This window comes from Bacillus sp. FSL W8-0116 (assembly GCF_038003825.1).
Lineage (GTDB): Bacteria > Bacillota > Bacilli > Bacillales > DSM-4216 > Bacillus_O > Bacillus_O smithii.
On record NZ_JBBOPY010000001.1, the window covers coordinates 1,261,540 to 1,284,920 of the forward strand.

24 protein-coding genes, 1 other RNA gene, 1 pseudogene and 1 riboswitch are annotated in these 23,381 nt (G+C 41.8%); of the genes and pseudogenes, 17 read left to right on the forward strand and 9 right to left on the reverse strand.

The features are described from left to right. Positions 1-125 precede the first annotated feature (125 nt). From N1I86_RS05965 to N1I86_RS05980, 4 genes are all read right to left on the reverse strand, one after another. Complete coding sequence (locus tag N1I86_RS05965) at positions 126-881, reverse strand: LamB/YcsF family protein (protein WP_341095434.1); 756 nt, start codon at positions 879-881, stop codon at positions 126-128. Continuing rightward, positions 874-1,845, reverse strand: a complete 972-nt coding sequence (locus tag N1I86_RS05970) for a 5-oxoprolinase subunit C family protein (RefSeq protein ID WP_341095436.1) — start codon at positions 1,843-1,845, stop codon at positions 874-876. The genes N1I86_RS05965 and N1I86_RS05970 overlap by 8 nt, the downstream gene beginning before the upstream one ends. Beyond that, a complete protein-coding gene (gene pxpB / locus N1I86_RS05975) occupies positions 1,812-2,537 on the reverse strand; it encodes a 5-oxoprolinase subunit PxpB (protein WP_341028470.1) in 726 nt (241 codons plus the stop codon). The genes N1I86_RS05970 and pxpB overlap by 34 nt, the downstream gene beginning before the upstream one ends. Positions 2,538-2,844: 307 nt before the next feature. Beyond that, positions 2,845-3,309: an Lrp/AsnC family transcriptional regulator gene (locus tag N1I86_RS05980; protein ID WP_270583718.1), complete on the reverse strand. Its 465-nt coding sequence runs from the start codon at positions 3,307-3,309 to the stop codon at positions 2,845-2,847. Between the two features lie 116 nt (positions 3,310-3,425). Here N1I86_RS05980 and N1I86_RS05985 point away from each other — a divergent pair, with 116 nt between their 5' ends. From N1I86_RS05985 to N1I86_RS06040, 12 genes are all read left to right on the forward strand, one after another. Then, entirely contained in the window at positions 3,426-3,836 is a 411-nt protein-coding gene (locus N1I86_RS05985) for a carboxymuconolactone decarboxylase family protein (protein WP_270583719.1), read from the forward strand. A 364-nt stretch (positions 3,837-4,200) separates the two neighbouring features. Then, on the forward strand, positions 4,201-5,514 hold the full coding sequence (locus tag N1I86_RS05990) for an APC family permease (protein WP_341095438.1): 1,314 nt from the start codon (positions 4,201-4,203) through the stop codon (positions 5,512-5,514). Between the two features lie 224 nt (positions 5,515-5,738). Further along, positions 5,739-5,891, forward strand: coding sequence for a hypothetical protein (locus tag N1I86_RS05995; RefSeq protein WP_341095440.1), 153 nt, complete (start codon positions 5,739-5,741; stop codon positions 5,889-5,891). Between the two features lie 68 nt (positions 5,892-5,959). Continuing rightward, positions 5,960-6,754 (forward strand): sensor histidine kinase, encoded by a 795-nt coding sequence (locus tag N1I86_RS06000; protein ID WP_270583721.1) that lies wholly within the window; start codon positions 5,960-5,962, stop codon positions 6,752-6,754. Between the two features lie 40 nt (positions 6,755-6,794). Next, a complete protein-coding gene (locus N1I86_RS06005; RefSeq protein WP_341095442.1) occupies positions 6,795-7,904 on the forward strand; it encodes a hypothetical protein in 1,110 nt (369 codons plus the stop codon). A 177-nt stretch (positions 7,905-8,081) separates the two neighbouring features. Beyond that, a complete protein-coding gene (locus N1I86_RS06010; protein ID WP_003353906.1) occupies positions 8,082-8,672 on the forward strand; it encodes an accessory gene regulator ArgB-like protein in 591 nt (196 codons plus the stop codon). Next, positions 8,656-8,778 carry an AgrD family cyclic lactone autoinducer peptide gene (locus N1I86_RS06015; protein WP_003353907.1) on the forward strand — a complete coding sequence of 41 codons (123 nt, stop codon included), beginning with the start codon at positions 8,656-8,658 and terminating at the stop codon, positions 8,776-8,778. The genes N1I86_RS06010 and N1I86_RS06015 overlap by 17 nt, the downstream gene beginning before the upstream one ends. Positions 8,779-9,033: 255 nt before the next feature. Next, a riboswitch (TPP riboswitch) is annotated at positions 9,034-9,143 on the forward strand. Positions 9,144-9,254: 111 nt separating this feature from the next. Continuing rightward, positions 9,255-9,842 carry a DUF561 domain-containing protein gene (locus N1I86_RS06020; RefSeq protein WP_270583724.1) on the forward strand — a complete coding sequence of 196 codons (588 nt, stop codon included), beginning with the start codon at positions 9,255-9,257 and terminating at the stop codon, positions 9,840-9,842. A gap of 13 nt (positions 9,843-9,855) precedes the next feature. Continuing rightward, a complete protein-coding gene (gene thiO / locus N1I86_RS06025; RefSeq protein ID WP_341095444.1) occupies positions 9,856-10,989 on the forward strand; it encodes a glycine oxidase ThiO in 1,134 nt (377 codons plus the stop codon). Next, positions 10,986-11,189, forward strand: a complete 204-nt coding sequence (thiS, locus tag N1I86_RS06030) for a sulfur carrier protein ThiS (RefSeq protein ID WP_270583726.1) — start codon at positions 10,986-10,988, stop codon at positions 11,187-11,189. The genes thiO and thiS overlap by 4 nt, the downstream gene beginning before the upstream one ends. Before the next feature lie 4 nt (positions 11,190-11,193). After that, on the forward strand, positions 11,194-11,961 hold the full coding sequence (locus N1I86_RS06035; protein ID WP_341095445.1) for a thiazole synthase: 768 nt from the start codon (positions 11,194-11,196) through the stop codon (positions 11,959-11,961). Positions 11,962-11,966: 5 nt separating this feature from the next. Further along, the gene (locus N1I86_RS06040; RefSeq protein WP_340396322.1) at positions 11,967-12,968 is read left to right on the forward strand and encodes a ThiF family adenylyltransferase; all 1,002 of its coding nucleotides are present in this window, start codon (positions 11,967-11,969) and stop codon (positions 12,966-12,968) included. Between the two features lie 438 nt (positions 12,969-13,406). Here N1I86_RS06040 and N1I86_RS06045 read toward each other — a convergent pair whose 3' ends face one another. Both N1I86_RS06045 and N1I86_RS06050 read right to left on the reverse strand, forming a co-directional pair. Next, positions 13,407-14,405 carry a TAXI family TRAP transporter solute-binding subunit gene (locus N1I86_RS06045; RefSeq protein WP_341095447.1) on the reverse strand — a complete coding sequence of 333 codons (999 nt, stop codon included), beginning with the start codon at positions 14,403-14,405 and terminating at the stop codon, positions 13,407-13,409. Next, complete coding sequence (locus N1I86_RS06050) at positions 14,402-16,399, reverse strand: TRAP transporter permease (RefSeq protein ID WP_341095448.1); 1,998 nt, start codon at positions 16,397-16,399, stop codon at positions 14,402-14,404. Before N1I86_RS06050 ends, N1I86_RS06045 begins: the two co-directional genes overlap by 4 nt. 313 nt (positions 16,400-16,712) lie before the next feature. On the opposite strand from N1I86_RS06050, the gene ssrS reads away from it, so the two are divergent. Beyond that, positions 16,713-16,906, forward strand: a non-coding RNA gene (gene ssrS / locus N1I86_RS06055) — 6S RNA. Between the two features lie 111 nt (positions 16,907-17,017). Here the strand turns inward: ssrS and bioA are convergent. Both bioA and bioD read right to left on the reverse strand, forming a co-directional pair. Beyond that, a complete protein-coding gene (gene bioA / locus N1I86_RS06060; RefSeq protein WP_341095450.1) occupies positions 17,018-18,379 on the reverse strand; it encodes an adenosylmethionine--8-amino-7-oxononanoate transaminase in 1,362 nt (453 codons plus the stop codon). Next, entirely contained in the window at positions 18,354-19,091 is a 738-nt protein-coding gene (gene bioD, locus N1I86_RS06065; protein ID WP_341095452.1) for a dethiobiotin synthase, read from the reverse strand. Before bioD ends, bioA begins: the two co-directional genes overlap by 26 nt. A 98-nt stretch (positions 19,092-19,189) precedes the next feature. Here bioD and N1I86_RS06070 point away from each other — a divergent pair, with 98 nt between their 5' ends. Then, the gene (locus N1I86_RS06070; RefSeq protein WP_341095453.1) at positions 19,190-19,765 is read left to right on the forward strand and encodes a biotin transporter BioY; all 576 of its coding nucleotides are present in this window, start codon (positions 19,190-19,192) and stop codon (positions 19,763-19,765) included. A 135-nt stretch (positions 19,766-19,900) separates the two neighbouring features. On the opposite strand, the pseudogene N1I86_RS06075 reads toward N1I86_RS06070, so the two are convergent. Further along, positions 19,901-20,262: pseudogene (locus N1I86_RS06075) on the reverse strand (VOC family protein). 258 nt (positions 20,263-20,520) lie between these two features. Between N1I86_RS06075 and N1I86_RS06080 the strand changes: the two are divergent. The 3 genes from N1I86_RS06080 to N1I86_RS06090 all read left to right on the forward strand — a co-directional run bounded on the left by N1I86_RS06080 (position 20,521) and on the right by N1I86_RS06090 (position 23,363). Next, the gene (locus N1I86_RS06080) at positions 20,521-21,411 is read left to right on the forward strand and encodes a superoxide dismutase (RefSeq protein ID WP_341095456.1); all 891 of its coding nucleotides are present in this window, start codon (positions 20,521-20,523) and stop codon (positions 21,409-21,411) included. Between the two features lie 296 nt (positions 21,412-21,707). Beyond that, on the forward strand, positions 21,708-21,899 hold the full coding sequence (locus N1I86_RS06085) for an H-type small acid-soluble spore protein (RefSeq protein WP_270584575.1): 192 nt from the start codon (positions 21,708-21,710) through the stop codon (positions 21,897-21,899). Between the two features lie 132 nt (positions 21,900-22,031). Then, complete coding sequence (locus N1I86_RS06090; protein ID WP_341094487.1) at positions 22,032-23,363, forward strand: IS4 family transposase; 1,332 nt, start codon at positions 22,032-22,034, stop codon at positions 23,361-23,363. The last annotated feature ends 18 nt before the right edge of the window (positions 23,364-23,381 follow it).

The window sequence follows — 23,381 nt, forward strand, 5'->3', positions numbered from 1 at the left end:
ACAAAGGATTCGGTACAGTGTCGCTATTGATTCTTCTATCACAAACGGGCTAAAAAGCGGAAACAATCAATCCTTGGTTTCTTGTCCCAGTAAAGGCCCATTCTCTTTTCTTCCTTTATCGAATTCTAGACGGTCTCGATTTTAATTCCTTCTGCTTGAAATATTTCATGAATACGCTTGGCAAATAAAAGAGCAGTCCTTCCGTCTCCATGGAGGCAAATCGTATCTGCTTGAATACTGATTTCATGATGATCGGCTGTGACCACTTTTTGTTCTTTTACCATTTTCACAACTTGTCGAGTGGCGGCTTCTTCACTCGTAATCAAAGCATTCGGCATGTTTCTCGGCGTTAATGTTCCATCCTTTTGATAAGTGCGATCAGCAAACACTTCATGAGCGACTTTAAGACCGATCGCTTCACCTGCTTTCGTCAATTCACTGTTTGAAAGTCCATACAGTACGATTTCAGGATCGATTCGGTAAACGGCCAAGGCAATAGCATCCGCCAGTTCTTTATGGACGGCGGCCATATTATAGAGCGCACCATGCGGTTTCACATGATGGAGTTTTCCACCATTCGCTTGAACGAATCCTTGCAATGCACCCACTTGATAGACTACCAGCTGATAAGCCTCTTCAGGGGTAATCTGGATATTTCTTCGGCCGAAGCCTTGTAAATCCAATAAACCGGGATGGGCGCCAATACTTACGTCGTGCTCTAATGCCAGCTTTACGGTTTGATCCATGATGTTCGGATCGCCTGCATGAAAACCGCATGCAATGTTGGCCGAGGAGATATAAGCCATCATTTCTTTGTCATTGCCAAGAGTATACCGACCAAAACTTTCTCCCATATCACAATTGAGATCCACTTTAAACATAGGCAACATCCTTCCATTTTAATGTGACAGCCGCTTTTAAATACGCAATCTCTCGATGGACTTGGATCAGTATTTGCTGCGCTTCTTTCAAGCTAATCTCCTGAAATTGGATCGTATCTCCGGGCCGCATTTGACTCAGTTTCGGCAAATCCGCCTGAATCACCTGGCCAATCTTTGGATAGCCGCCCGTTGGTTGTCTGTCGGCCATCAAGATAATGGGCTGACCGTTCGGAGGCACTTGTATGGAGCCGAATGTTGCTCCCTCTGTGATTAATTCCTTGTTTTTCTTCAAACTTAAGGAAGGTCCTTCTAAACGATATCCCATTCGATCCGACTGAGGAGTAATTCGAAACGTCTCGGATTGAAATCGGGAAATCGCTTCTTCCGTAAACCAATCATATTGGCGCCCTTTCGTAAATCGAATCGTATGGTCTTCCGTCCCTATATAATGGTGATAGCTGTTTCCAATTCCCCAAGAAACAGGAAGGATCCGGCTGGGCTGTCGAATCGGAATCCTGTCCCCGGACTCGAGTTTTCTTCCATGAAACCCGCCAATTTTTGCGCTTAAATGAGTACTTTTGCTGTTTAAGACTGAGGGAAGATCAAACCCTCCTTTTACGGCTAAATAGCAGCGGCTTCCTTTCACCGCCGCATGGAACCGAAGAACATCTCCTTTTTTCACAGAGATCGGTTTACCGTGTGCAATCGCCTCTCCATTTTTTTCAGGCAACATATCCGCACCAAATAAGCTGATCACCATATTTTCCTCAAACAGCAATGTCGGTCCGACGAAATTCATTTCTAATACCGCTTCGTTTTCAGGATTCCCTACCGTGATATTCGCTATTTTCATGGCAAAAGCATCCATAGCGCCGCTTACAATAAAACCGTAGGACTGGTATCCGAATCGCCCCAAATCCTGAACAACCGTTAACATTCCTCCTTTTGTGACGTGAATTCCCATGTTTGATCCTCCCAATTTTCATAAACGTCTTTTGTAATCGGAACAAATCGAATCTCATCACCCGGAAGCAAAAAGGTGGGCGGATTTCGATCAGGATGAAATAAAGAAATTGGAGTTCTGCCTATTATCTGCCAGCCTCCAGGTGTTTCTATCGGATAAATCCCTGTTTGATATCCGGCAATTCCAACCGAACCTGCCGGAACTTTCAGTCGGGGTGATTTTTTTCTTGGAGTCGCGATGGATGGATCCATTCCTCCCAAAAAAGGAAACCCTGGGGCAAAGCCAAGAAAATAAACGTGATAGCTGGCGGATGAATGAATTTCAATCACTTTTTCGACTGATAAGCCGTTTGATTTGGCCACTTCTTCTAAATCAAGACCAAATTCCTCATCATAACAAACGGGAATGCACACTTTTCTTTCCGGAATCTTATACTGGATCCCATGATTCATTCGCTCCTTCAATTGTTGGCAAACCTGTTCATACGGATCATTCCCGCCCACTTCAACTGGATTGTAAAAAACCGTTAAAGTTGTATATGCAGGAACGGCCTCTAAAAATCCATGAAACGGCTTCTCATTTATGGCGTTTGCCAGATTCAAAATTTTTCGGTTTTTCTCTAATGAGATTCCTTCTCCGAAATCAATCGTCACGGCTGAATCTCCAAGTGGAGTAAAAACTGCATCCATCATCGTTGCACCCTTCTTTTAAAAATAAGAAATTAACGTGGTCTTTATCTCGACACTGATGAACCAATATAAAGACAGGGGCGCAGATTACTCTGATTTTTCATAGCTTGTATCACATTAACACCCCTGATTCAGCTTGAATATTGTCCTATCCTATTTCATTATACTAAATAAAAATTATTTCTAAATATCTTTAAAATAACAACAGGCATATTTATTCGATAATTCTGTTTATTAAAAAATTGACAGCAAGCATTCCCCTTTTCCCCAAGGCAAAAATGATTCAAAATAAAGCCAAATCCCCGCCTTTCTATTTTTCATTTTGTAAAATAGGCAGCTGCCACTCTGCATCAGGTTGGGGCTTCACTTCCGAAATCACGATATGGGAAACGGTTTTAGCAAAAGTACATACCTCATTAATAAAATCCTCTATTTCCTTTAAACTCACGACAGACAGCTTGACCATATAACAAGATTCCCCAGTAATTCGATAACAAAACACCATCCGAGGATGACTCTCAATATATTGCTGAAATCGTTGATATTCGCCATTTTTAATCGATACTTCCATCAAACAATCGATCGCAAACCCTAATTTTTTTCGATTAATGGAAACCGTATATCCTTCAATGACACCTTGATCTTCCAATCGTCTTACCCGCTCTGCTACGGACGGAGGGGAAAGGTTTATTTTTTTGCCTAGTTCTCTCATCGACAACCGTGCATTTTTCTTCAATTCCTGCAAAATTCGTATATCGATTTCATCTATTTTCATTTACAAACCATCCTTTTAAAATTCATTTCATATAAAACATATTATTTTTATTTTCATTATATTTGAAATGGTAATTCAATATCCACATTTTATAATAAAAGAAAAGGAGTGAGAATATGGAAGCTAGAATTTCATTTTCAAAAAATGGGGAAACCCCCTTTCAACAGCTGTTAGGACACAATAAGGAAATATTAGAAAAATGGAACGCACTAAGCAATGTGCTTTCGGAAGATTCATTACTTTCAGCTGATTTAAAGGAACAAATCAGAAGATCATTGGCGCAGCAAAACCAATGCGAATATTGCAAAGCGAAAGGAAAGCCCGATTTATCAAAGTTGGATGAATCTACAAGTCTTGCTGCCGCTTTCGCGGAAGTCATGTTGAAAACGAACGGTTCGCCCGGAAATTCTACTGTTCAATTGTTGAAAATTACCTTTACGGAGCAACAAATCAGTGAACTATGCGCATACATTTGCTTTACGATCGCTTCTCAATGGTTTGGAGCTGCTCTAGGATTAAAACCGTAATCAGCCAAATGGATCAACAACTGCTATTTTGTTTGACAGATAACAAAATAGCAGTCGATCCTCTTTCAATCATTCGCTGATAGACCCCGCCATAAAATAGTGAAAACCTTTCACTGACATGATGTTTCCACGATTTGTTTTATCTTTCCTGACTTCTCAAATCCCTAAACCAATTGGTCTTTCGTTTAATAATCAACCATCGAGAAAATCGAATGATACTATATTTCCAAAATGTCCAATTCATTAAATATTGTGTATTACATATAAAAATTTAAATTTTCAAATAAAAGGAATTCATATTATTTCGTGGTATAATCAACAAAAACCGTCATCAAAATACATTTGTCCTTGTGTGGTGAACATCGTGGAAAATACTCAATTAAAAAGAAATATCGGTTTTGTGGTTGCAACGTCTATCGTGATCGGAACAGTTATTGGTTCAGGAATTTTTATGAAGCCGGGAATTGTCCTTGCCTCTTCAGGCGGATCTACAATGGCGCTTTGGGCTTGGATCATCGGCGGTATCATTACGTTGGCAAGTGGATTAACGATTGCGGAAGTCAGTGTAAAAATTCCTAAGACTGGCGGCTTGTACGCTTATTTGGAAGAAGTGTACGGAAAATTTTGGGGATTTTTATGCGGTTGGATGCAAACCATTATCTATGGGCCGGCGGTTATTGGAGCTCTCGGATTATATTTCGGTTCACTTGTGGCAGATCTGGTCGGCTGGTCGGAAACCGGCAAACTTTTCGTCGGCGTTTCTTCCGTTCTATTTTTATTTATCCTTAACGTAATAGGAACGAATCTAGGCGGCTTCATTCAAAGTCTCCTCACAGTAGCTAAGCTTGTTCCTATCGCCATGATTGCCGTTTTTGGAATTTGGCATGGAGATAGTCATATTACAGGAATGAGCAGCGGAAACAGCCAATCGATCAGTATGGGGGCGGCCGTTTTAGCTACCCTTTGGGCTTATGACGGCTGGATGAATGTCGGTTTTATGGCCGGTGAAATGAAAAATCCGTCCAAAACGCTTCCGAAAGCGATTATTACGGGAATCGCCGTCGTGATGATAGCTTATCTTTCAGTGAATGTCGCTCTCCTTCACGTTCTCCCGGCAAGCAAGATCGTTGAGTTAGGGCCGAACTCTGCCCATACTGCCGCTTCGATTTTGTTTGGAGATATCGGCGGTAAATTAATTGCGATTGGAATATTGATTTCCATTTTTGGCTGTCTGAACGGAAAGATCATGACTTTTCCACGCATCCCTTTTGCTATGGCAGAAGATCGATTATTTCCTGGCGCAAAATGGTTGTCCAAAGTCCATCCTAAATTCCAAACTCCTTTATATGCCTCCTTGTTTGAAACGGTCTTAGCTATCTTATTTATGCTGGTGGGCAATCCTGACAGGCTGTCCGATATCGCTATATTCGTTGTCTTCTTGTTTTACGGATTAGCTTTTTATGCGGTTTTTCTGATTCGGAAAAAAGAAGACGGACGACAAAACAGCTTGTATAAAGTACCATTATATCCACTGACGCCTATCGTGGCGATCGTTGGAACTCTTTATATTGTCGGCAGTACACTAGTCGACAAGCCGATAGATTCTTTCTTGTCCATTCTCGTCGCTTTAGCGGGAATTCCGCTTTATAAATTTTTAACAAGACGCATGCAGCCATAAATATTTTTTCATGGCTTGCATGATAAGGGTCTGCTCTCTATTTCCATAAAAAGGAATATAGGAGTAGACCCTTTACTTTTGCAAGCAATTGCTTATTTCGCCCAAAAAGGCTTCGATTGAACAGAAAACGCCATGGGAGATTTAATTTGCCTCTGGAACGCTTATGCCTTTCAAACCAAAAGAAGTTCGATGGCGCAAAAATTATTTTCAGGAAGAGCGTTCACATGCAACCGGAATCTGCTTCCTTCAATTTGAAAAGCCATAAAAAGATGTCATTTTATGCTGAAAAATATTGGCTGAAAAATATTTTGACAGCGATCCATTTTTTTCATCGAAAAGAAGGAATCATGACAAATCATGTAGAATTCAAAGAATAAAATTCCTGTATTTTCCTAACGTTGATTTAGGAAAATAGATGGGCCTTTTTAGGAGTGTTACTTCATATATGAACAATTTAATCCAAAAATGGCTGAAAAAAAAGGACTCTCACATTCCTGTCGAGGTCGAAAAAGATCCTAAAGAATCAAATGACGAAGTATCCAAGAAATCAGAAGACGATCATGCAACGATTGGACGTATGGCAGCTTTTTTTGCTCATGAAATACGCAATCCACTGACATCGATTATTGGTTTTGCCCAGTTTTTAGAAGAAAATCCAATCATCAAGTCAGACCCGTTTACCGTACACTATACATCGATCATTAAAGAAGAAGCGCTGCGAATGGAGTCTCTTATTCAAGAGCTTCTTAGCCTGTCAAAGTCTTATTTGCACCAAGACAATCTTTCCATTATTGATGTCAAACATAGCATTGAAAAAATAGTCCATATTTTTTCCTTGCAAACTGCTCCTTCGAATATCCAGTTCCATTCTCATTTAGCGGATGAAACGTATATAACCGGAAATGCCAGCCGATTTGAGAGAGCGCTGATCAATTTGATCCAAAATGCAGTGGAAGCAATACAAGAAAACGGCACCATCGAGATTATCACCAAAAAAGAAAACAAATTCGTGATGATCTTCATCATTGACAGCGGTCCGGGAATTTCACCCGAACATCTCGAACAGATTTTTTATCCATTTTACACAACAAAGGATGAAGGAACCGGCATCGGATTGCCAATCTGCAAAACGATTATTGAAACGCTGAATGGAACTTTGGATATCCAAAATCATCCAACGAAAGGGGCCCAAGTCACAGTCAAAATTCCACAAAGCCAGCAAATATATCACAAAAGTTAAAATTATTATTCTAATATTCTTGCGGTTAGGAGCCATCGCGATGGATTACTTATTCACATTTGTTATCTCATTATTTGAATGGATTGCTCTTTTGACGTTCCCCGTTGTGTTTTTAGGGTATCCTTATCGCATTTATATAAAACCGATTCTTTTTCTATCCATCATTATGAGCGTCGCATCACTTTTATTAAGATTCACACCTTTAGCGACCGTTTTTGTTATCGCCGTTCAAATTTTATTATTGCTTTGCTTGGTGAAATGGTTGTATAAAGTAAACTCGCTTGAAACGATTGTCATTTCAAGCATCGGATACGGGTTTTATTCCTTCATTCAACTATTAATAACGGAAGTGGTAAAATCCATATCTACTGTTAACTACTTTAAAATTTTATTTTCATTCTCTAATTTGCCGTTTCTGCTTCGAACGATTACATTTTTATTCGTCATGGCTATTAGCTATCTATTAAAAAGATATCAGTATCATTTGACTGACTTTCGTCACTTTTTAAAAACGCACAATCAAAACCATCAGTTTAGGGCGATCGTTATCATTAATTCCCTGCTGACATTTCTATTTATTTGCCTGTCTGTTTTTGCCATGTTGACAGAACAAATGAATTCTAAATTTTCGTTTGTGCTGTATTGTGTGATTATTTTGTTTATTATTTTATCCATTTATTTGATTTTGCACACTCAATTTCAAGTGAAGCATATCATAGAGGCCAAAAAATTTTATTTGGACCAAGAAGAACAAACCGCCATTATTGTTGAAAAATTAAAAACGGATTATGAAGACCATTTCCATGCCATCTTAAAACTTTGTGAGAGAGAATCTTCTACGCTTCTTATTAAAGAATATTTGGAAAACAATCGGCTGCTTCGAAAAAAAGCCGCTTCTTGGCTTGTTGAGTCTGATTTTCGCGCCGGTTTAGAGAACTTAGATGAATTGCTCTATGCGTTTCTAGTAAATAAACGAAAACTAGCTGAACTGTTGGAAGTTGCCATTGTCGCAACGGCCGAAATTCAAGGAAATGTGGCTGCAACATTAAGGCAAGTCCGCTATCTGAGCATGATCATGGACGATTTAATTCTAGCGCTTTACCAGTCTCCTTCCAGCGTAGAAAAAAAATCTATTTTCATGTTCATATAGGAACTCAAGATATTACCTATTTGATATCCAGCCAACTTGTACTGGATCGCCTTCAGACAAACTTGAAATTGTTTGATGCTCTTCAACACTTTAAGCAAGATCAAGCAGTGGTTGAAACCGAGCTAAAACCAGTCCGGCTATCCATCCGCTGCCCGTCATTATAAAGGAGGAAGTCGTATGTTTGAAAAATGGGCAGTTGCATTGGCAGACCAAATCAAAAAAATAAATCCTGAAGAAACAGAACCTCATGACGTGCTCGTATTCGGGTTTACGATTCTATTCAATCTTCTTTTTACGTTTCTTCTTTTGCTGATTGTTGGCTGGATCATCGGAGTGCCGCTGTTGACTGTTGAAGTGACGTTGTCTTTTATGATTCTTCGGATATTGACGGGCGGCGCCCATTTAGATCGCTCTATCGCCTGTTCGATTACAAGCTCGCTTCTTGTTCTGACGTTCGTTTGGCTCCCTGTATCGCCTATTTTACTTTTTTGCTACTTTGTTGTCAGTCTCTTGTTGATCGCAAGATTTGCTCCTTACTATGAACCGCATCAAATCAAACATTCAAAGCAGTGGGAACAAAAAAAGAAACGTGCTGCCATATTGTGGGTTATCTTTACCTTTGTCATCTACTATATTTTTTCCGCGCCCGGTTTCGTGTTCGGCGCATTGCTGCAAGCCCTTTTGCTGACACCGGCAGGCATCAAGTTTATCCATAAATTAAACAATTTCACCATGAAAGGAGGTGAGTATTGTGAAAAAAGCAGCTAAAGTTCTGTCTAACACTACCCGCGTAATGGCAAAAGTGTTTGTGCAAGCTTCCAGCCCGCTCGCACATGCACCTAAGATCCCCGAAAGCCTGAAGAAAGCAAAATAATTGCTTATTCTAAAAGATGGACATCATCTCTTTAGAAGGCCTCCCGCTACACTTCCGGGGCGCCTTCTTTATTTTTTCCCCATTCCCTTTTTCAACGACACAACATTTCGCCACCTTCTTTCACCTATCGTCCAGAAACTTTGAAACGACTATTGACAACCTTTCAATATAGATTTAAGATTTTGATAAAGAAAAATATTCCTTATTATTTTAAATTTTTTCATTGGGATCGTAAAACAATCATCATAAGCAAATAACAGCCACTAGGGGTGCCGATAGTGATCGGCTGAGATTAAAGTGTTACTTTAAAACCCTTCGAACCTGATCTGGTTGATACCAGCGTAGGAAAGTGGAGTATAATTCCATTATACTTTGAGAGCTCTTAGCCCACTTTCCAACATTGGAAAGCGGGTTTTTTACTGCACAGAATTGGTTAAAAGTTTTTCCATTCAACTTTCATCAAGGAGAAAATGACGATGAAAAAAGCGCTGCACGTCATTTCCACAGGAAAACAGAGTTTTGAAGATTGGCTTTCGATCACCGTGCGAATTCAACCATGGGTGGATTTTATTCATATTCGAGAGCGCAGTTGGAGTACAGAGATGATCAAAAAAGGAGTTGCAGATTTAGAAAAACATGGAGTTCCGTTAACGAAAATCATTCTGAACAATCAACCTGATTTAGCTTTACAGCTTGGTGTTCTTGGTGTGCACTTTCCGGAAAAGTCTCACGAGGAAAGAGATCATGATTGTTTCTTAACAAAGGGGTATTCCGTACATAGCGTCGAATCAGCCATGGATAAACAAAAGAGAGGCGCTCAATACCTCATTTTTGGACATATTTATCCCACTAAAAGCAAACCAGGTCTCCCTCCGAGAGGATTAGCTGCTTTGAAAGCCGTTTCTTCAGCAGTCCAAATCCCCGTTATTGCCATTGGCGGCATTACTCCTCAACGCGTTCCCGAGTGTCTGGCAGCCGGAGCGTCGGGAGTTGCGGTTCTTTCCGGAGTGTATGAAGCCGAGTTTCCTGAACAAGCGGCTAAAGCTTACAAACAATCATTGTGAGAGGGGCGTCACCATGCAGAAATATGATGTCATTATTATAGGCGGCGGCATCAATGGCGGCTCGATCGCCTATCAGTTGTCAAAACGCAACTATCGCGTTGCTGTACTGGAAAAAGAACGAATTGCTTCTGAAGCATCAAGCGCGGCAGCCGGAATGCTGGGAGCACAAGTAGAACCGAGAATAGACGGAGCCTTTTTTGATTTCGCCCGCAAAAGCCGTGATTATTTTGATCAATTAGTTCCTGAGATTGAACAAGTTTCCGACCAGCCTGTTGAGTTTCTTAAAAATGGTATGTTACGGATCGCATTTAGCGAGAAAGAAGCAAACATGTTGAAAGAAAGAATTGCATGGCATCGTGAACAAGACGAGCCGGCAGAATGGCTTTCAGCCGATCAAGTATATCAAATGGAACCAGAATTGAAAGCTGAAATAGTCGGTGCCGCTTCTTTTCCAAAGGATGGACAAGTCATGCCAGCTCAGCTCACAAAAGCTTTTTTCAAAGGAGCTTCCAATTTAGGAGCAGATATTTATGAATTTACATGGGTCAAAGAATTATTGGAACAAAACGGAAAAATAACAGGAGTAGAAACAACTTCCGGCCGTTTTTATGCCGAACATATCGTGATCGCAGCGGGTGCCTTTACTCCCCATCTCTCCCTTCCAGACGGAGTTTCGTTGCCGATGTTTACTCCAGTTAAAGGAGAGATCCTTGCTGTCAGACCGGAAAAGCCGATTATCACATCGACTATTTATTCATCAACTGTTTACATCGTCCCAAAAGCCAATGGAGAAATATTTATTGGTGCAACGGAACGTGCAGGTACCTACGATAAGAAAGTCTCATTTGAAGCCATTCGTCGATTGTCAGATGAAGCATGCCGCATCGTACCAGCACTCCATTCTGCAGAATGGTTAAGAGCTTGGGCAGGAGTCCGTCCGCAAACGATAGACGGTCTTCCCTATCTGGGACCCCATCCTGACTTCAAAGGACTGTGGCTGGCAGCCGGACATTTCCGCAACGGCATATTGTTGTCAGCGTTAACCGGTGTCTGGATGGCGGATCAAATAGAGGGGAAAGCGGGCCATTTAGAGTGGAAAGACGCCTTTGATCCCGGACGCCACTCACAAAAAGGAGTGATTCCATGATCGTAACGATCAACGGTGTAAAAAAAGAAATACCGGAAAATATCCGTACAGTCGAGCGTTTATTAGAGCATTTGCAAGTTCAAGACAAAAAACTGGTAGTCGAAATGAACGGTGAGATTTTGAACAAAGATCAGCACGGGCAATTTCGATTGAAATCAGGAGATGTATTAGAAATCGTTCATTTTGTCGGAGGAGGATAACATCATGTTGAAAATTGGGTCCTACACTTTTCATTCTCGCTTATTTTTAGGAACCGGAAAATTCCCAAGTGCAGTCATTCAAAAAGAAGCCATTCAAAAATCCGAGACGGAAGTATTAACGTTTGCCGTAAGAAGAATGAATATTTTTGATCCTGAACAGCCTAATTTTTTGGAAAATATCGACCTTTCCAAGTTTACGCTTCTGCCCAACACCGCCGGTGCCAAAACGGCGGAAGAAGCCGTTCGGATTGCAAAACTCGCTAAAGCAGCCGGAATGTGCGATATGATTAAAGTAGAAGTGATCGGCTGTGATAAAACACTGCTTCCCGATCCAGTCGAAACGTTGAAAGCGACAGAAAAATTGCTGGAAGAAGGCTTTACGGTTCTTCCCTACACGTCCGATGATGTGGTGCTGGCCAAACGCCTCCAAGAATTAGGAGCCCACGCTATTATGCCGGGGGCAGCGCCAATCGGTACTGGATTAGGAATTATCAATCCTTTCAATCTATCTCATATTATAGAGCAAGCTAATGTGCCGGTGATTGTAGATGCGGGAATTGGCAGCCCGAAAGATGTGGCTTACGCGATGGAACTGGGAGCCGATGCCGTCTTATTAAACTCTGCCGTTTCCGGGGCAAAAGATCCTGTCAAAATGGCCGAAGCAATGAAATATGCCGTAATCGCCGGAAGGCTTGGTTTTGAGGCTGGCCGAATCAGCAAAAAATACTATGCCGAAGCCAGCAGTCCAATGGAAGGATTGATCCGGTTGTGAGCGACATGCGCTATTCCCGTCAGATTCTCTTCCAAGGAATCGGTCAAGAGGGGCAAAAACGTATTCAAAACAGCCATGCTGCGATTATCGGCATGGGGGCTTTGGGCAGCGCCAGCGCAGAAATGTTAGTTCGAGCCGGAGTCGGCAAGCTGACAATCGTAGACCGAGACTACGTTGAGCTAAGCAACCTCCATCGCCAGCAGCTCTACACTGAAAAAGATGCAGAAGAAAATTTGCCGAAAGTAATGGCAGCCAAAAAACGATTAGAGGCTATCAATCGCGATGTAGTCATTGATGCGAAACTTGAAGAAGCTAATCCAAACACATTAGAATCGCTTTTGCCCGTAGATGTCATCATCGACGGGCTCGACAACTTCGAGACTCGCATGATGATCAATGACTTTGCACAAAAACATCAGATCCCATGGATATACGGCGCCTGTGTCGCCTCATACGGCGTATCGCTTTCCATTCTTCCCGGTGAAACGCCTTGTCTTCATTGTTTGATGGAAGAAATACCGTTAAACGGAGAAAATTGTGATACCGTTGGAATTATTTCACCCGCCGTCCAAATGGTCAGCACTTATCAAGTCGCAGAAGCGCTAAAAATTTTGTCCGGACAGAAACAGCATGTACGGAAAACACTCATTTCCTTTGATCTTTGGAAAAATGAATTTTCACAAATCAACGTTCGTTCACTGAAAAAAACGGAATGCCCGTCTTGCGGAATTCGTCCCAGCTACCCGTTTTTAAAATATGAAAACTGGGGAAAAGCGGAAGTACTGTGCGGCCGCGACGCTGTTCAAATCCGGCCCGGACAACGGCATAAAATCAACTTGCCGGCATTGAAGGAAAGATTTGAAATCGTAAACGAAAACCCTTATTTAATTGTTCTACAGTTGGAAGGAAAAAGAGTCGTTCTATTTCGAGACGGCAGGGCCATCATCCATGGTGAATCCGACCAAAAACACGCTAGGTCGCTTTACCAAAAATATATCGGAGGATAGGTCTCGTTCATCCTAAAAAAATAGATATCTATTTCTTTTTCGGCAAAAGCGTCAAATATGAAACTAACAGGTTTATCTTTTGTCGGAGATGGGGCTATCCCCCATCGATCATGATCGAAGGACTTGCCAAAAAGCCGAGTGCACCGAAAACTAAAAAAAGAACGGTGATTCCACCAAGTGCTGTAGTTCTCCGCTATTCGGTGCCTTTTTGGCTTTTCCTCTTTTGATTTTGCATGGAGGTCGTGCGAGGTTATCAAGTTGATGATTTTTCATGCGGACCAGAATAGAAAAAATCTTTTTAAAATGACAATCTATGAAGCATGATGGATCACATGGCCACGCCCCGTAGCCGCTTAAGGGGAAAAGGGCGCCCCGAGAAAAATAGAAGGAAACCATCTCTCGTTTCCTTCTTATTAATTAAAAATCGTTCCGATCTGTTTAGTGGAGAATCCCCTTTTCTTTGTAATATTTTTCTGCCCCTTTATGAAGCGGGATGTTGGAAAGTCCTTTTGTAGCGGTTTCCAATTTCATTTCTTTCGCTGCAGAAATGTTTTTCGTGATCGTGTCCACGTTTTCCCATAATGTCTTGGTCAATTCATACACCTTTTCTTGAGGAAGATCTTTTGGAACCACAATCAAATTCCCCTCGGCTATCGTATGGACATCTTGCGCTTGCCCTTCATAAGTGCCTGCCTGAATGGTATATTTGTAAAAACCAGGATAATGTTTCGTAATAAATTGAATTTCTTTATCTCCAATACTTAATAATTTTCCATTAGCTGTGGTCAAAATTTCAACAACTGCAGAATTCGGAACTCCCGCCTCAATAAAAGCACCATCAATTTGTTTATTCCGCATTAAATCAGTCACTTCGGTAAATCCGACATATTGAGCTTTTACGTCGTCAAATGTCATTTTATAGGCAGATAAAATTTGCCCGGCTACTACCTTTGTTGAACTTCCTGGAGCCCCCGGAACAAACCCTTTGTTTTTCAAATCAGCGACAGAATGAATATCACCTTGACGGGTGACAATATGTCCGATATTCGGGTAAAGTGCTGCTAATACGCGAACATCTTTATAGGCACGTCCTTTAAAAGCGCCTTTTCCGGTGTAGGCATCATGTAAAACACCAAATGTAGTAATCCCCATATTCAGTTTTCCTTGCATCATCAAATTCAAATTTTGCACGCTAGCGTCCGTAGCTTGGGATGATACTTTTACACCCGGTACTTGTTGGTTCCATATTTTCGCCAATGTAGCTCCTAAAGGATAATAAACCCCCGTAGTCGTTCCGGTGCCAAAATTAATGACCAGCTTCCCATCGGATGAGCTTTGTTTTTGGCTGACTGAAGATTGCATTTCTCCTCTATTGCATCCCACTAACGCAAACAAGAAAAGGAAAACTGATACAAGTAGAAAACCTTTTCTTTTCATCTTCCATCCTCCCTCGAATTCTTAGTAAGTGCCGTAAAAGAGTTCGATTCAAGACCAGTCGACTGATCTTCATTATTTCTCTTTTTCTTTTGCCAAATGTACACGCTTACAAGAAGAACAAACCCAATCAAATCTGTCACATAATGAGGATCAATCATCAATAAGCCTGCTGCTATTAGCATCAGCCGCTGGACTATATTCGTTTTGATCAAAAGCCAATTGGCAAACCCAGCGGAAAGAGCCACAACTCCAATCAGGCCGATAATGGCAGCAATAATGGTGTTCATCATGCTTCCACCCATAAACAATAAAAGCGGATTGTATAGAAAGAAATAAGGGATGATGAAGCCAATGGCTCCGAGCTTCACAGCCGTTAACGCGACTTTAAAAAACGGCGCCTTTGCAATTCCCGCGGATGCCATCGCAGCAAGTGCGACCGGAGGAGTAATATCGGATAAGGCAGCAAAGAAAAAAGCAAACATATGAGCCACTAATAGCGGAACGCCCATTTTGGCCAATAAAGGAGCGGCAATCGTTGCCGTTATTACGTAAGAAGCCGTTACCGGAACTCCCATTCCCAAAATAATGCAAATGATCATTGTAAAGAATGCTATAAGAAAAAGATGATTGCCTGCCAATTCCAAAATGTTATTGCCAAATGTCAAACCAATGCTGGTTAATGAAATGGTACCGATAATGACCCCGACAATCGCACAAGCCGCTCCGACCGTTAAAACACCTTTCGCCCCTTCCGCAAGCGCTTCCAATATTTCCCTCAAACCCATTCTCGTCTCTTTTCTGAACCAACTGACGACAACAATGGATAGCATTGCCCACACCGCCGCATACAATGGCGTTGTTCCACTGACAAGAAATGCAACAATGACAACAACCGGGATCAACAAGTGCCCTCGTTGTTTCAATACCAACCATATATTGGGCAGCCGATTTTTAGGCATTCCTTCTATTCCTAATTTTTTCGCCTCAAAGTGCACCGACAGAAAACACATAAAAAAATAAAAAATAGCTGGAATCACAGCGGCTAGCATAATCGTTCGATACGGAACTCCCAACGACTCGGCCATCACAAAACTGGCAGCCCCCATAATAGGCGGCGCGATTACCCCTCCCGTTCCGGCCACCGCCTCGACTGCACCGGCAAAATGAGGCTTAAAACCGGCCTTTTTCATAAGGGGGATCGTCACAGTTCCAACCGATGAAGCGTTGGCCACCCCGCTGCCGTTAATCATTCCCATAAACCCGCTTCCGATCACGGCCACTTTCGCCGGACCACCAGCAGAACGGCCGGCGACTGCCAGAGCCAAATCGTTGATAAAATCAATAAAACCACTGCGCCTTAAAAAAGCGCCAAATAAAATAAATAAAAAAATATAAGTGGCCGCCACTCCAATGACCGTTCCAAATATCCCTTGGGCCCCCCACCACATGGTGTCTACCACACGTTCATACCCTAGATTTCCAATTCCAAAAGTTCCGGGAAGATACTGACCGAAAAAGTTATACAGCAAAAAAAGAGCAGCCAAAATCGTCATCACATTCCCTGCAGCACGCCTAGCTGCTTCGAAAGCGATCAAAATCCCAAGCCCGCCAAACCAATAATCCGCTTGGATATGAACACCGGTTTCGACATAGTCATCATAATTAAACAATAAAAATCCAATAGCCATGATGGTCGCGACAACGCAAATCCAATCCCAAACGGTGGGAAGCCGACGCGTTTTTCCTTCGTTTTTCCTTGCCGGAATCCATAAAAAAATCAAAACAGCCAAAAATCCGAAAAACCATGCACGTGCCTTTACAGCGTCCATGATCCCGAAACTGGACACATAAATTTGGAAAAGCGCCCATATGACGGCGATGGCCACGACAATTTTAGCCATAGGACCGGAATAAAGCCTAAAGCGCGTAACCACCCCTTCATCCGCTACTATATTCTCCATTTCCGCTTGAAGCTGCCTGTCATTCTTATTCAAAATTTCTCCCCTCCTTTAAGGCCTTCATACTCTGCCTTTGATCTAGGACACAACTATTCTCTCGGTCCTATTTCTTTTCTATGCTTGCGCCTCGAAAGACATACCTAAAATATCGTCTTTCTGAAAAGTACTTTTTGAATATTCTTTTATAACAGTCACCGTTTTTCAGTCATGTTCCAAAAATTTTCTATCATACACCATATAGAAAAACATCCTTGCAAAATGTTCTCGCCAACTTTCAAGCAATGAAAATAGTATAAGTAAGGACATGCGTTTCTGTTGCCTTCTTATTCTTTTTCATTTAATATAGGAATACAAGCTGCGTTGTACGTAATGTTAATAAAGTTTTAACCTTTAAGCTGAAAAAGGGAGTTTTATATCGAAACCGGAATGTCAGGCCTTTGTCTTTAGACAAGAAGGAAGACAGGAACGTTTTTGCGAGCACCCACTTGGAGGAGTGTGGTTTAAAACTTTCTTAATTAGAATTACGGCAAAAGCGGCTTTTCAGCAAAAGAAACAAAAACAGTTCCCATCCGGAGCTGTTTTTTCTTTTGCATGGATGGAATACAAAGAAGAATTGATAAAAGGGCGCCCTTATAAGACGCCCTTTTGTTGCGATCATGCGTGTTCTATCGCATATTCAGTCGTTGCCCAAAGAATGCCTTGATACAATATATCCACCATTTGCTTTAAGTCTTCATATGAGGCAGCAAGAGGAGGCATAAAGACGACCACATCCCCAAGCGGCCTTGTAATCATGCCCAATTCTCTCATTTTTAATGTAGCTTGGTATCCAACACGCTTCTCCCATGGATAGGGCTCTTTCGTCTGTTTATTTTGAACAAGCTCAATCCCGCAAATAAGTCCGAGCTGACGAACATCGCCAACATGTTCAAGCAAGGATACTTTTTCTAAAAGTTGAGACACATATTCGCTTTTCTCTTGTACTTGTTGAACAATATTTTCTTTCTCATACAGCTCCAAATTGGCAATGGCAGCGGCACAACCTAGCTGGTTTCCTGTATAAGAGTGTCCATGAAACAGCGTTTTTAACTCTTCATACTCGCCATAAAAGGCTTCATACACTTCTTCAGAGGTTAGTGTAGCGGCCACTGGCAAATATCCTCCTGTCAGTCCTTTCGCCACCGTCATAATATCCGGCTGGACTCCTTCATGCTCGACGGCAAACATTTTTCCCGTACGACCAAATCCTGTCGCCACTTCATCCACAATGAACAAAATGTCAAACTCGCGGCATAAGTTTTCGACTTCTTTCAAATACCCCTTCGGCATTACATTCATGCCGCCTGCTCCTTGAACCATCGATTCCACTGTCATGCCTGCAATTTCATGATGGTGGTTGGAAAATAATTGCCGCAAACTATGTAACGCTTCCTCTTTAGCCGTTTTTTCATCGCCTGACGGATGATGATAAGCGGAAGGAAACGGCGCAACAAAAGCATCAAACAGTAATGATGTATACACTTTATGATAAAGATCAATGGACCCGACGCTCATCGTTCCGACTGTATCGCCATGATAGCCGTTCCCTAACGTTACAAACTTGGTTTTTTCTTTGATTCCTTTGTTTTGCCAATATTGGTAGGCCATTTTAATCGCGATTTCCACCGCCTCTGCCCCACTGTCCGAATAAAATACCCTTTTCAACCGCTGCGGTGAAATTTGAATTAATTTTTCCGCCAGAATGATGGAAGGCACATTCGCCGCTCCAAGCAAAGTAGAATGCGCGATTTTATCTAACTGTTCTTTAATGGCTTCATCGAGTTCTTTTTTACGATGACCATGAATGTTAAGCCAAAGCGAAGAATTGCCGTCTAAATAAACATTTCCATAAATATCTTTTAGCCGCACCCCATCTCCGCTTTCAATAATCAGAGGATCGTGTTCATAATCTTTCATTTGAGTAAAAGGCAGCCATAGATACTGTTTGCTTTTACTTAATAGCTGATCCGGCGTCATTTAAAAGCACCCCTTTCAAACGCTTTTCATCCCAATTCGAAATCAATTGATCCCTTACCTCTTCCTCTTTCAAATGCTCGATCAGGTTGTCCAGATAAGGAACAGATCCAATAACTGGCACATCCGTTAATTTTTGGACCATTATACGGTTATCTTCTTCAATTTCATGGTCATCCACATTTAATTGGTTAAAAATAATGCCCGCAATCGGAATATTCCGTTTTTTCAATGCCTCTATCGATAAAACGGTATGATTAATCGTTCCAAGCCCGGCTCTTGCCACTAGGATGACAGGATAAGACAATTCTTGCATAAAATCAATCATGCAATATCCTTCATCTGTGATGGGCACATATAAACCGCCCGCTCCTTCAAGAATGAGATGTTCGTATTTCGTTTCTAAAGAAGCGATCTGTTTTTTGATTTCCTGAAGAGGAATTTGAACCCCTTCCAGGTGGGCAGCCAAATGAGGTGAACTGGCTTTTTTTAATAGAATTCCATAAAACTCATTGTGAGATGTCGGTTTCGTTACCTTTTCATACACTACAGGGTCGGGTGCATACCATTCCCCATTGCGCTGAATGGCCCCTGTTTGAATGGGCTTAAAAGAAAAAATGGGAATGTTCCTTTTTTGAAAAAAGTGAACAAGCAATGTTGTGATAACGGTTTTTCCTATATCCGTATCCGTTCCTGTTAAAAAAATAGCTGACATCATAATCCCCCTTTATTTGTAAACCTTTTAAAAAAAATGTTAACATATAAAAGAAAAATACACAATTATTGAAATTTTGAGAATGAGGAGGATTTTCTATGAAACCTAAAGAAATGGTGCTGTGCGGAATGTTTGTTGCTTTAATGGCCGTTGGCGCCAATGTATCGCCTTATCTGACCATCGGCGGCGTTCCGGTCACACTACAACTGATGTTTGCCATTTTAGCTGGAGGAATTCTCGGAAGGCGATTAGGAGCCTTGGCCATGACTGCTTATGTCTTTGTCGGTTTGATGGGCATTCCTGTTTTCGCTGAATTTAAAGGAGGACTTTCAAGCATATTCAGCTCGACTTTCGGCTTTGTGATTTCTTTTATCTTTGTGGCGTATGCCGTGGGCAAATGCTTGCAAAAAGAAAAGCCCTCGAAATGGGCTTACATATGCGCCGGTCTGTCGAGTCTTTTCTTGAACTACATGATTGGCACTAATTTTATGTACTTTGCCCTTACGTTTTGGCTTGATGCACCGAAGGGATTCAGTTATGCTGTGGCATGGTCTTGGATGGCCGCCTACTTGCCTCTTGATCTCATCGTCACCACTTTGTCGCTTGCCCTTGTTCCAAAACTTCGTAAAGCGTTAAAACGGCAGCTGAGTGTGCATCCATCTGCAAAGGCATAAAGCTCTCTCTGAATCAGAAATACTGTAGTGGATTCGCTCAAAGATATATATAGGCAAAGGCCAGTCCTCTCTAGAGGAAGCTGACCTTTGCCGCTTTTACCGTATGATCCCTTGAGTTTCTGATGAAAATCACTCTCAGCCCTTTAACAAAAATTCATTGCCGTCTTTGTCCTTAAATTGGACATAGGTGCCCCATTGCATCTTTTTCGGCTCTCCTAAAAATTCAACGCCGTTTTTCTTCATCGTTTCATATGTTCCCATTATATCTTCACATTCAAATACAATGAGGCTTTCCTGTTTTCCCAGCCTTCCATCATGGATTTAGGATAAATTACTAAATGAGATTCAGAACCGGCCGGAGCCACTTCCAGCCAAAAAGCATTGGGCCCCATTGGATGCTCTGCCATTACCTCAAATCCGACTTTTTTCGTCCAAAACTCTTTTGCTTTTTGTTGATCTTCCACATACACTGCGACTGTCGATATTTTTCTTATCATTGCTTTCCTCCCGATTTGTTTTATACTTTGCGTTTGCATTTTATCAAATTTTTTTCGTTAGTGGCTGCTATTTATTACCTTGTTGTCTAGTTCTATGAACCAAACCTTCTGTTCATCATTGAAGGAATTTTTTATATCGGTCCTAAGTGTCACCTTCCTATTTCTCATTAATACATTAAGGATAAAGCGTTATTTACCTAAAAATGGGTTTTATCTTGGAACAAACAGAAAAAGAAAAGACGTTTGAGGGGGAGAAGGATGGATTTTGAAGAAAAAGCGCAACAATATTTAGTCGAAGTGCAAAGCTGGCTGCAAAACATACGAAATTTTCTTGATGAACAAGAGATGGAAGTTGATCCAAATATGTTGGTTGAGATTGATCGTGTCTATCATGACGTGAAACATCAACTTCAGGAAGAAAACATAAGTGAGCCGGTTGTGTCCGAACTTCAACGTACTGTCCGGCAAATGAACCATCGTGTCGTTCAACTTTTTGAAAGAAATCAAATAAGAATTCGTGAATCTGTGCCGATCGGAAAACACGTGCTTCCGCCATTGCCATATGCATATAATGCCTTGGAACCGTATATTAGCGAAGAAATTATGAGACTTCACCATACAAAACATCATCAAAGCTATGTAGACGGGCTAAATACAGCAGAAGAAAAAATGAGAGAAGCAAGAAGAAGAAATCAGTTCGATTTAATCAAACATTGGGAACGGGAAGCAGCTTTTCACGGATCGGGTCATTATTTGCATACGATCTTTTGGGAAATCATGAATCCTAGAGGTGGTGGAAATCCGAAGGGAGAGCTGCTTGCTCAAATCGAAAAAGATTTCGGCAGTTACGAGTTATTTAAAAAGCATTTTTCAGAAGCAGCCAAAAAAGTCGAAGGAGTGGGATGGGCCATTTTAGTTTGGTCGCCCCGATCGCGAAGACTGGAAATTTTGCAAGCAGAACGGCATCAATTTTTAACTCAATGGGATACCATTCCTCTTCTCGTTCTCGATGTTTGGGAACATGCTTATTATTTACAATATAAAAACGACAGAGGAAAATATGTAGATCAATGGTGGAATGTAGTGTATTGGCCGAATGTGGAAAAAAGATTTGCTGAGGCAAAGAAACTCAAATGGCAGCCTTATTAAAAAAGAAAATGGAGATGATTGCTCTTTTGAAAATAAATGAAAAGAACAACATCTGCAATACAGTGTAGAAAGGACGGTGGTCCTAAAGGAACCGTCTTTTTTCTTGTTGCTCATCTTTTTCCTAATCGAATGGCCAACACGAAAAATATCGACATCCAGACTTTTTAAAAATTCCTTGCGACATCCTTACATTCGCTGCATGCATCTAAACGCCCCCCTTTCATCATCAAAAATGAATAAAAACGTCCATGCCGCAAAAACTGAAAATAACTCTTTAAAAGTTGGAGGCCCGAACAATGGAATTAAAACGTGTAAAACAAATACTTTCTTCACCTGCCGATATTAAAGTTTTATATGAAGGAACTTCCGTTTGGATTGACGGAGTGGACGAAAACACAAAATTGGCCACCGTCCATGCCAGAAACCCACTATTGGAAGAAAGAACACAAGTACCAATAAAAGATCTAATCGAAGATGACAGGGCCTGACCCCCTTAATACTTTAAAGCATTAAGGGGGTCAGGCCCCATAGCCATCAAGTTAAGAATTTGATCTTTTTTCAGCGCCAAAAACATGGTATCCTTTCTAACGAAAATCATCGTTGGAAAGGATTATTTTTTGATGGAAAAAAAGATGAAGGCATGGATAAAAACGATTCGTCAACTCTTCTCCTATGAAGAACTGACTCGTCTGGCACGGAAAGTCGGATTCATTCAGCGGCAGCGTTCATTAACAGCGGAAGCCTTTCTGACGCTATGTGCTTGGGGAGACGGATCGCTCGCCTGTCAGTCGCTTCAGCGGTTGTGTGCCGATTTGGCGCTCTGGCATGATTGCTCTCTCTCGAATGAAGGACTGAATCAGCGGTTTACGCCTCGTGCCGTGGCGTTTTTAAAAGAGGTCTTTTTTACTCTCCTGATGCATCAACGTCCGGCACTCTCTTCCATCACCGAAACGTATCGCGCTTGTTTCACCCGTCTGCGGATCTTAGACTCTACCAGTTTTTTACTTCCGACCGACTATGGTGAGGACTATCAAGGTTCGGTTTCATCTGGCGCCAAAATCCAATTTGAGTATGAGCTGTTATCGGGAACCTGTCTTCAGCTGTGCGTCCAACAGGCCAATGATTCCGATGCCCGTTTTGCTTATCATACCCAGCACACGATTTTACCGAATGACCTTTGCATTCGGGATCTGGGGTTTTTTTCACTCGCCACGCTGGCGGAGATTGATGCTCGAGGTGCTTATTATATTACCCGGTTGCGTTCCGATATCAAAGTCTATATCAAGCAGGACGGGGAGTGGCACGAATGGGATTGGGAATCGATAGGAAATCGATTGGGCGAGGGGGAAGCCGTGGAAGTGGAACACGTGTATATCGGACACCAACGCCTGTATGTTCCGCGTCTGATTTTTCGCCGTCTCACGGCGGAAGAATGGGAAAAACGGCTGGCGTACGTGCGGAAAAAGGAAAAAAAGAAAGGGAAGGCGCTGTCACGCCAAACCCTTGAACAAAAGAAATATCACATCTTACTGACCAATTTACCACAAGAATCGTTTGATGCGCAACAAGTTTATGAGCTGTATTCGCTGCGCTGGCAAGTGGAGCTGTTATTTAAGGGCTGGAAATCCTTATTTGATCTTGACCGTGTCAAAAAGATGAAGAAGGAACGATTCGAATGCCACTTATATGGGACATTGATTGCCATTTTAGTCACGCAGACTCTTCTGTTCCAAGCCCGAAGGTATTGGCATCAACGGGAGGGAATCGAGATCAGTGAATGGAAAGCGCTTAATATCCTCCAATCGTATTGGCATCGGTTTCTTTTGCATCCCCAAGCGATGGAAACCGCCCTTCCATCTCTCCTGTCTCTGTTAAGGAAACACGCGAGGAAAGACCGAAGGAAAGGAGAGGAAACGGTATCGGATCTTTTAAAGAAATTGGGGATATGGTAGTGTGGGTCATGGATATAA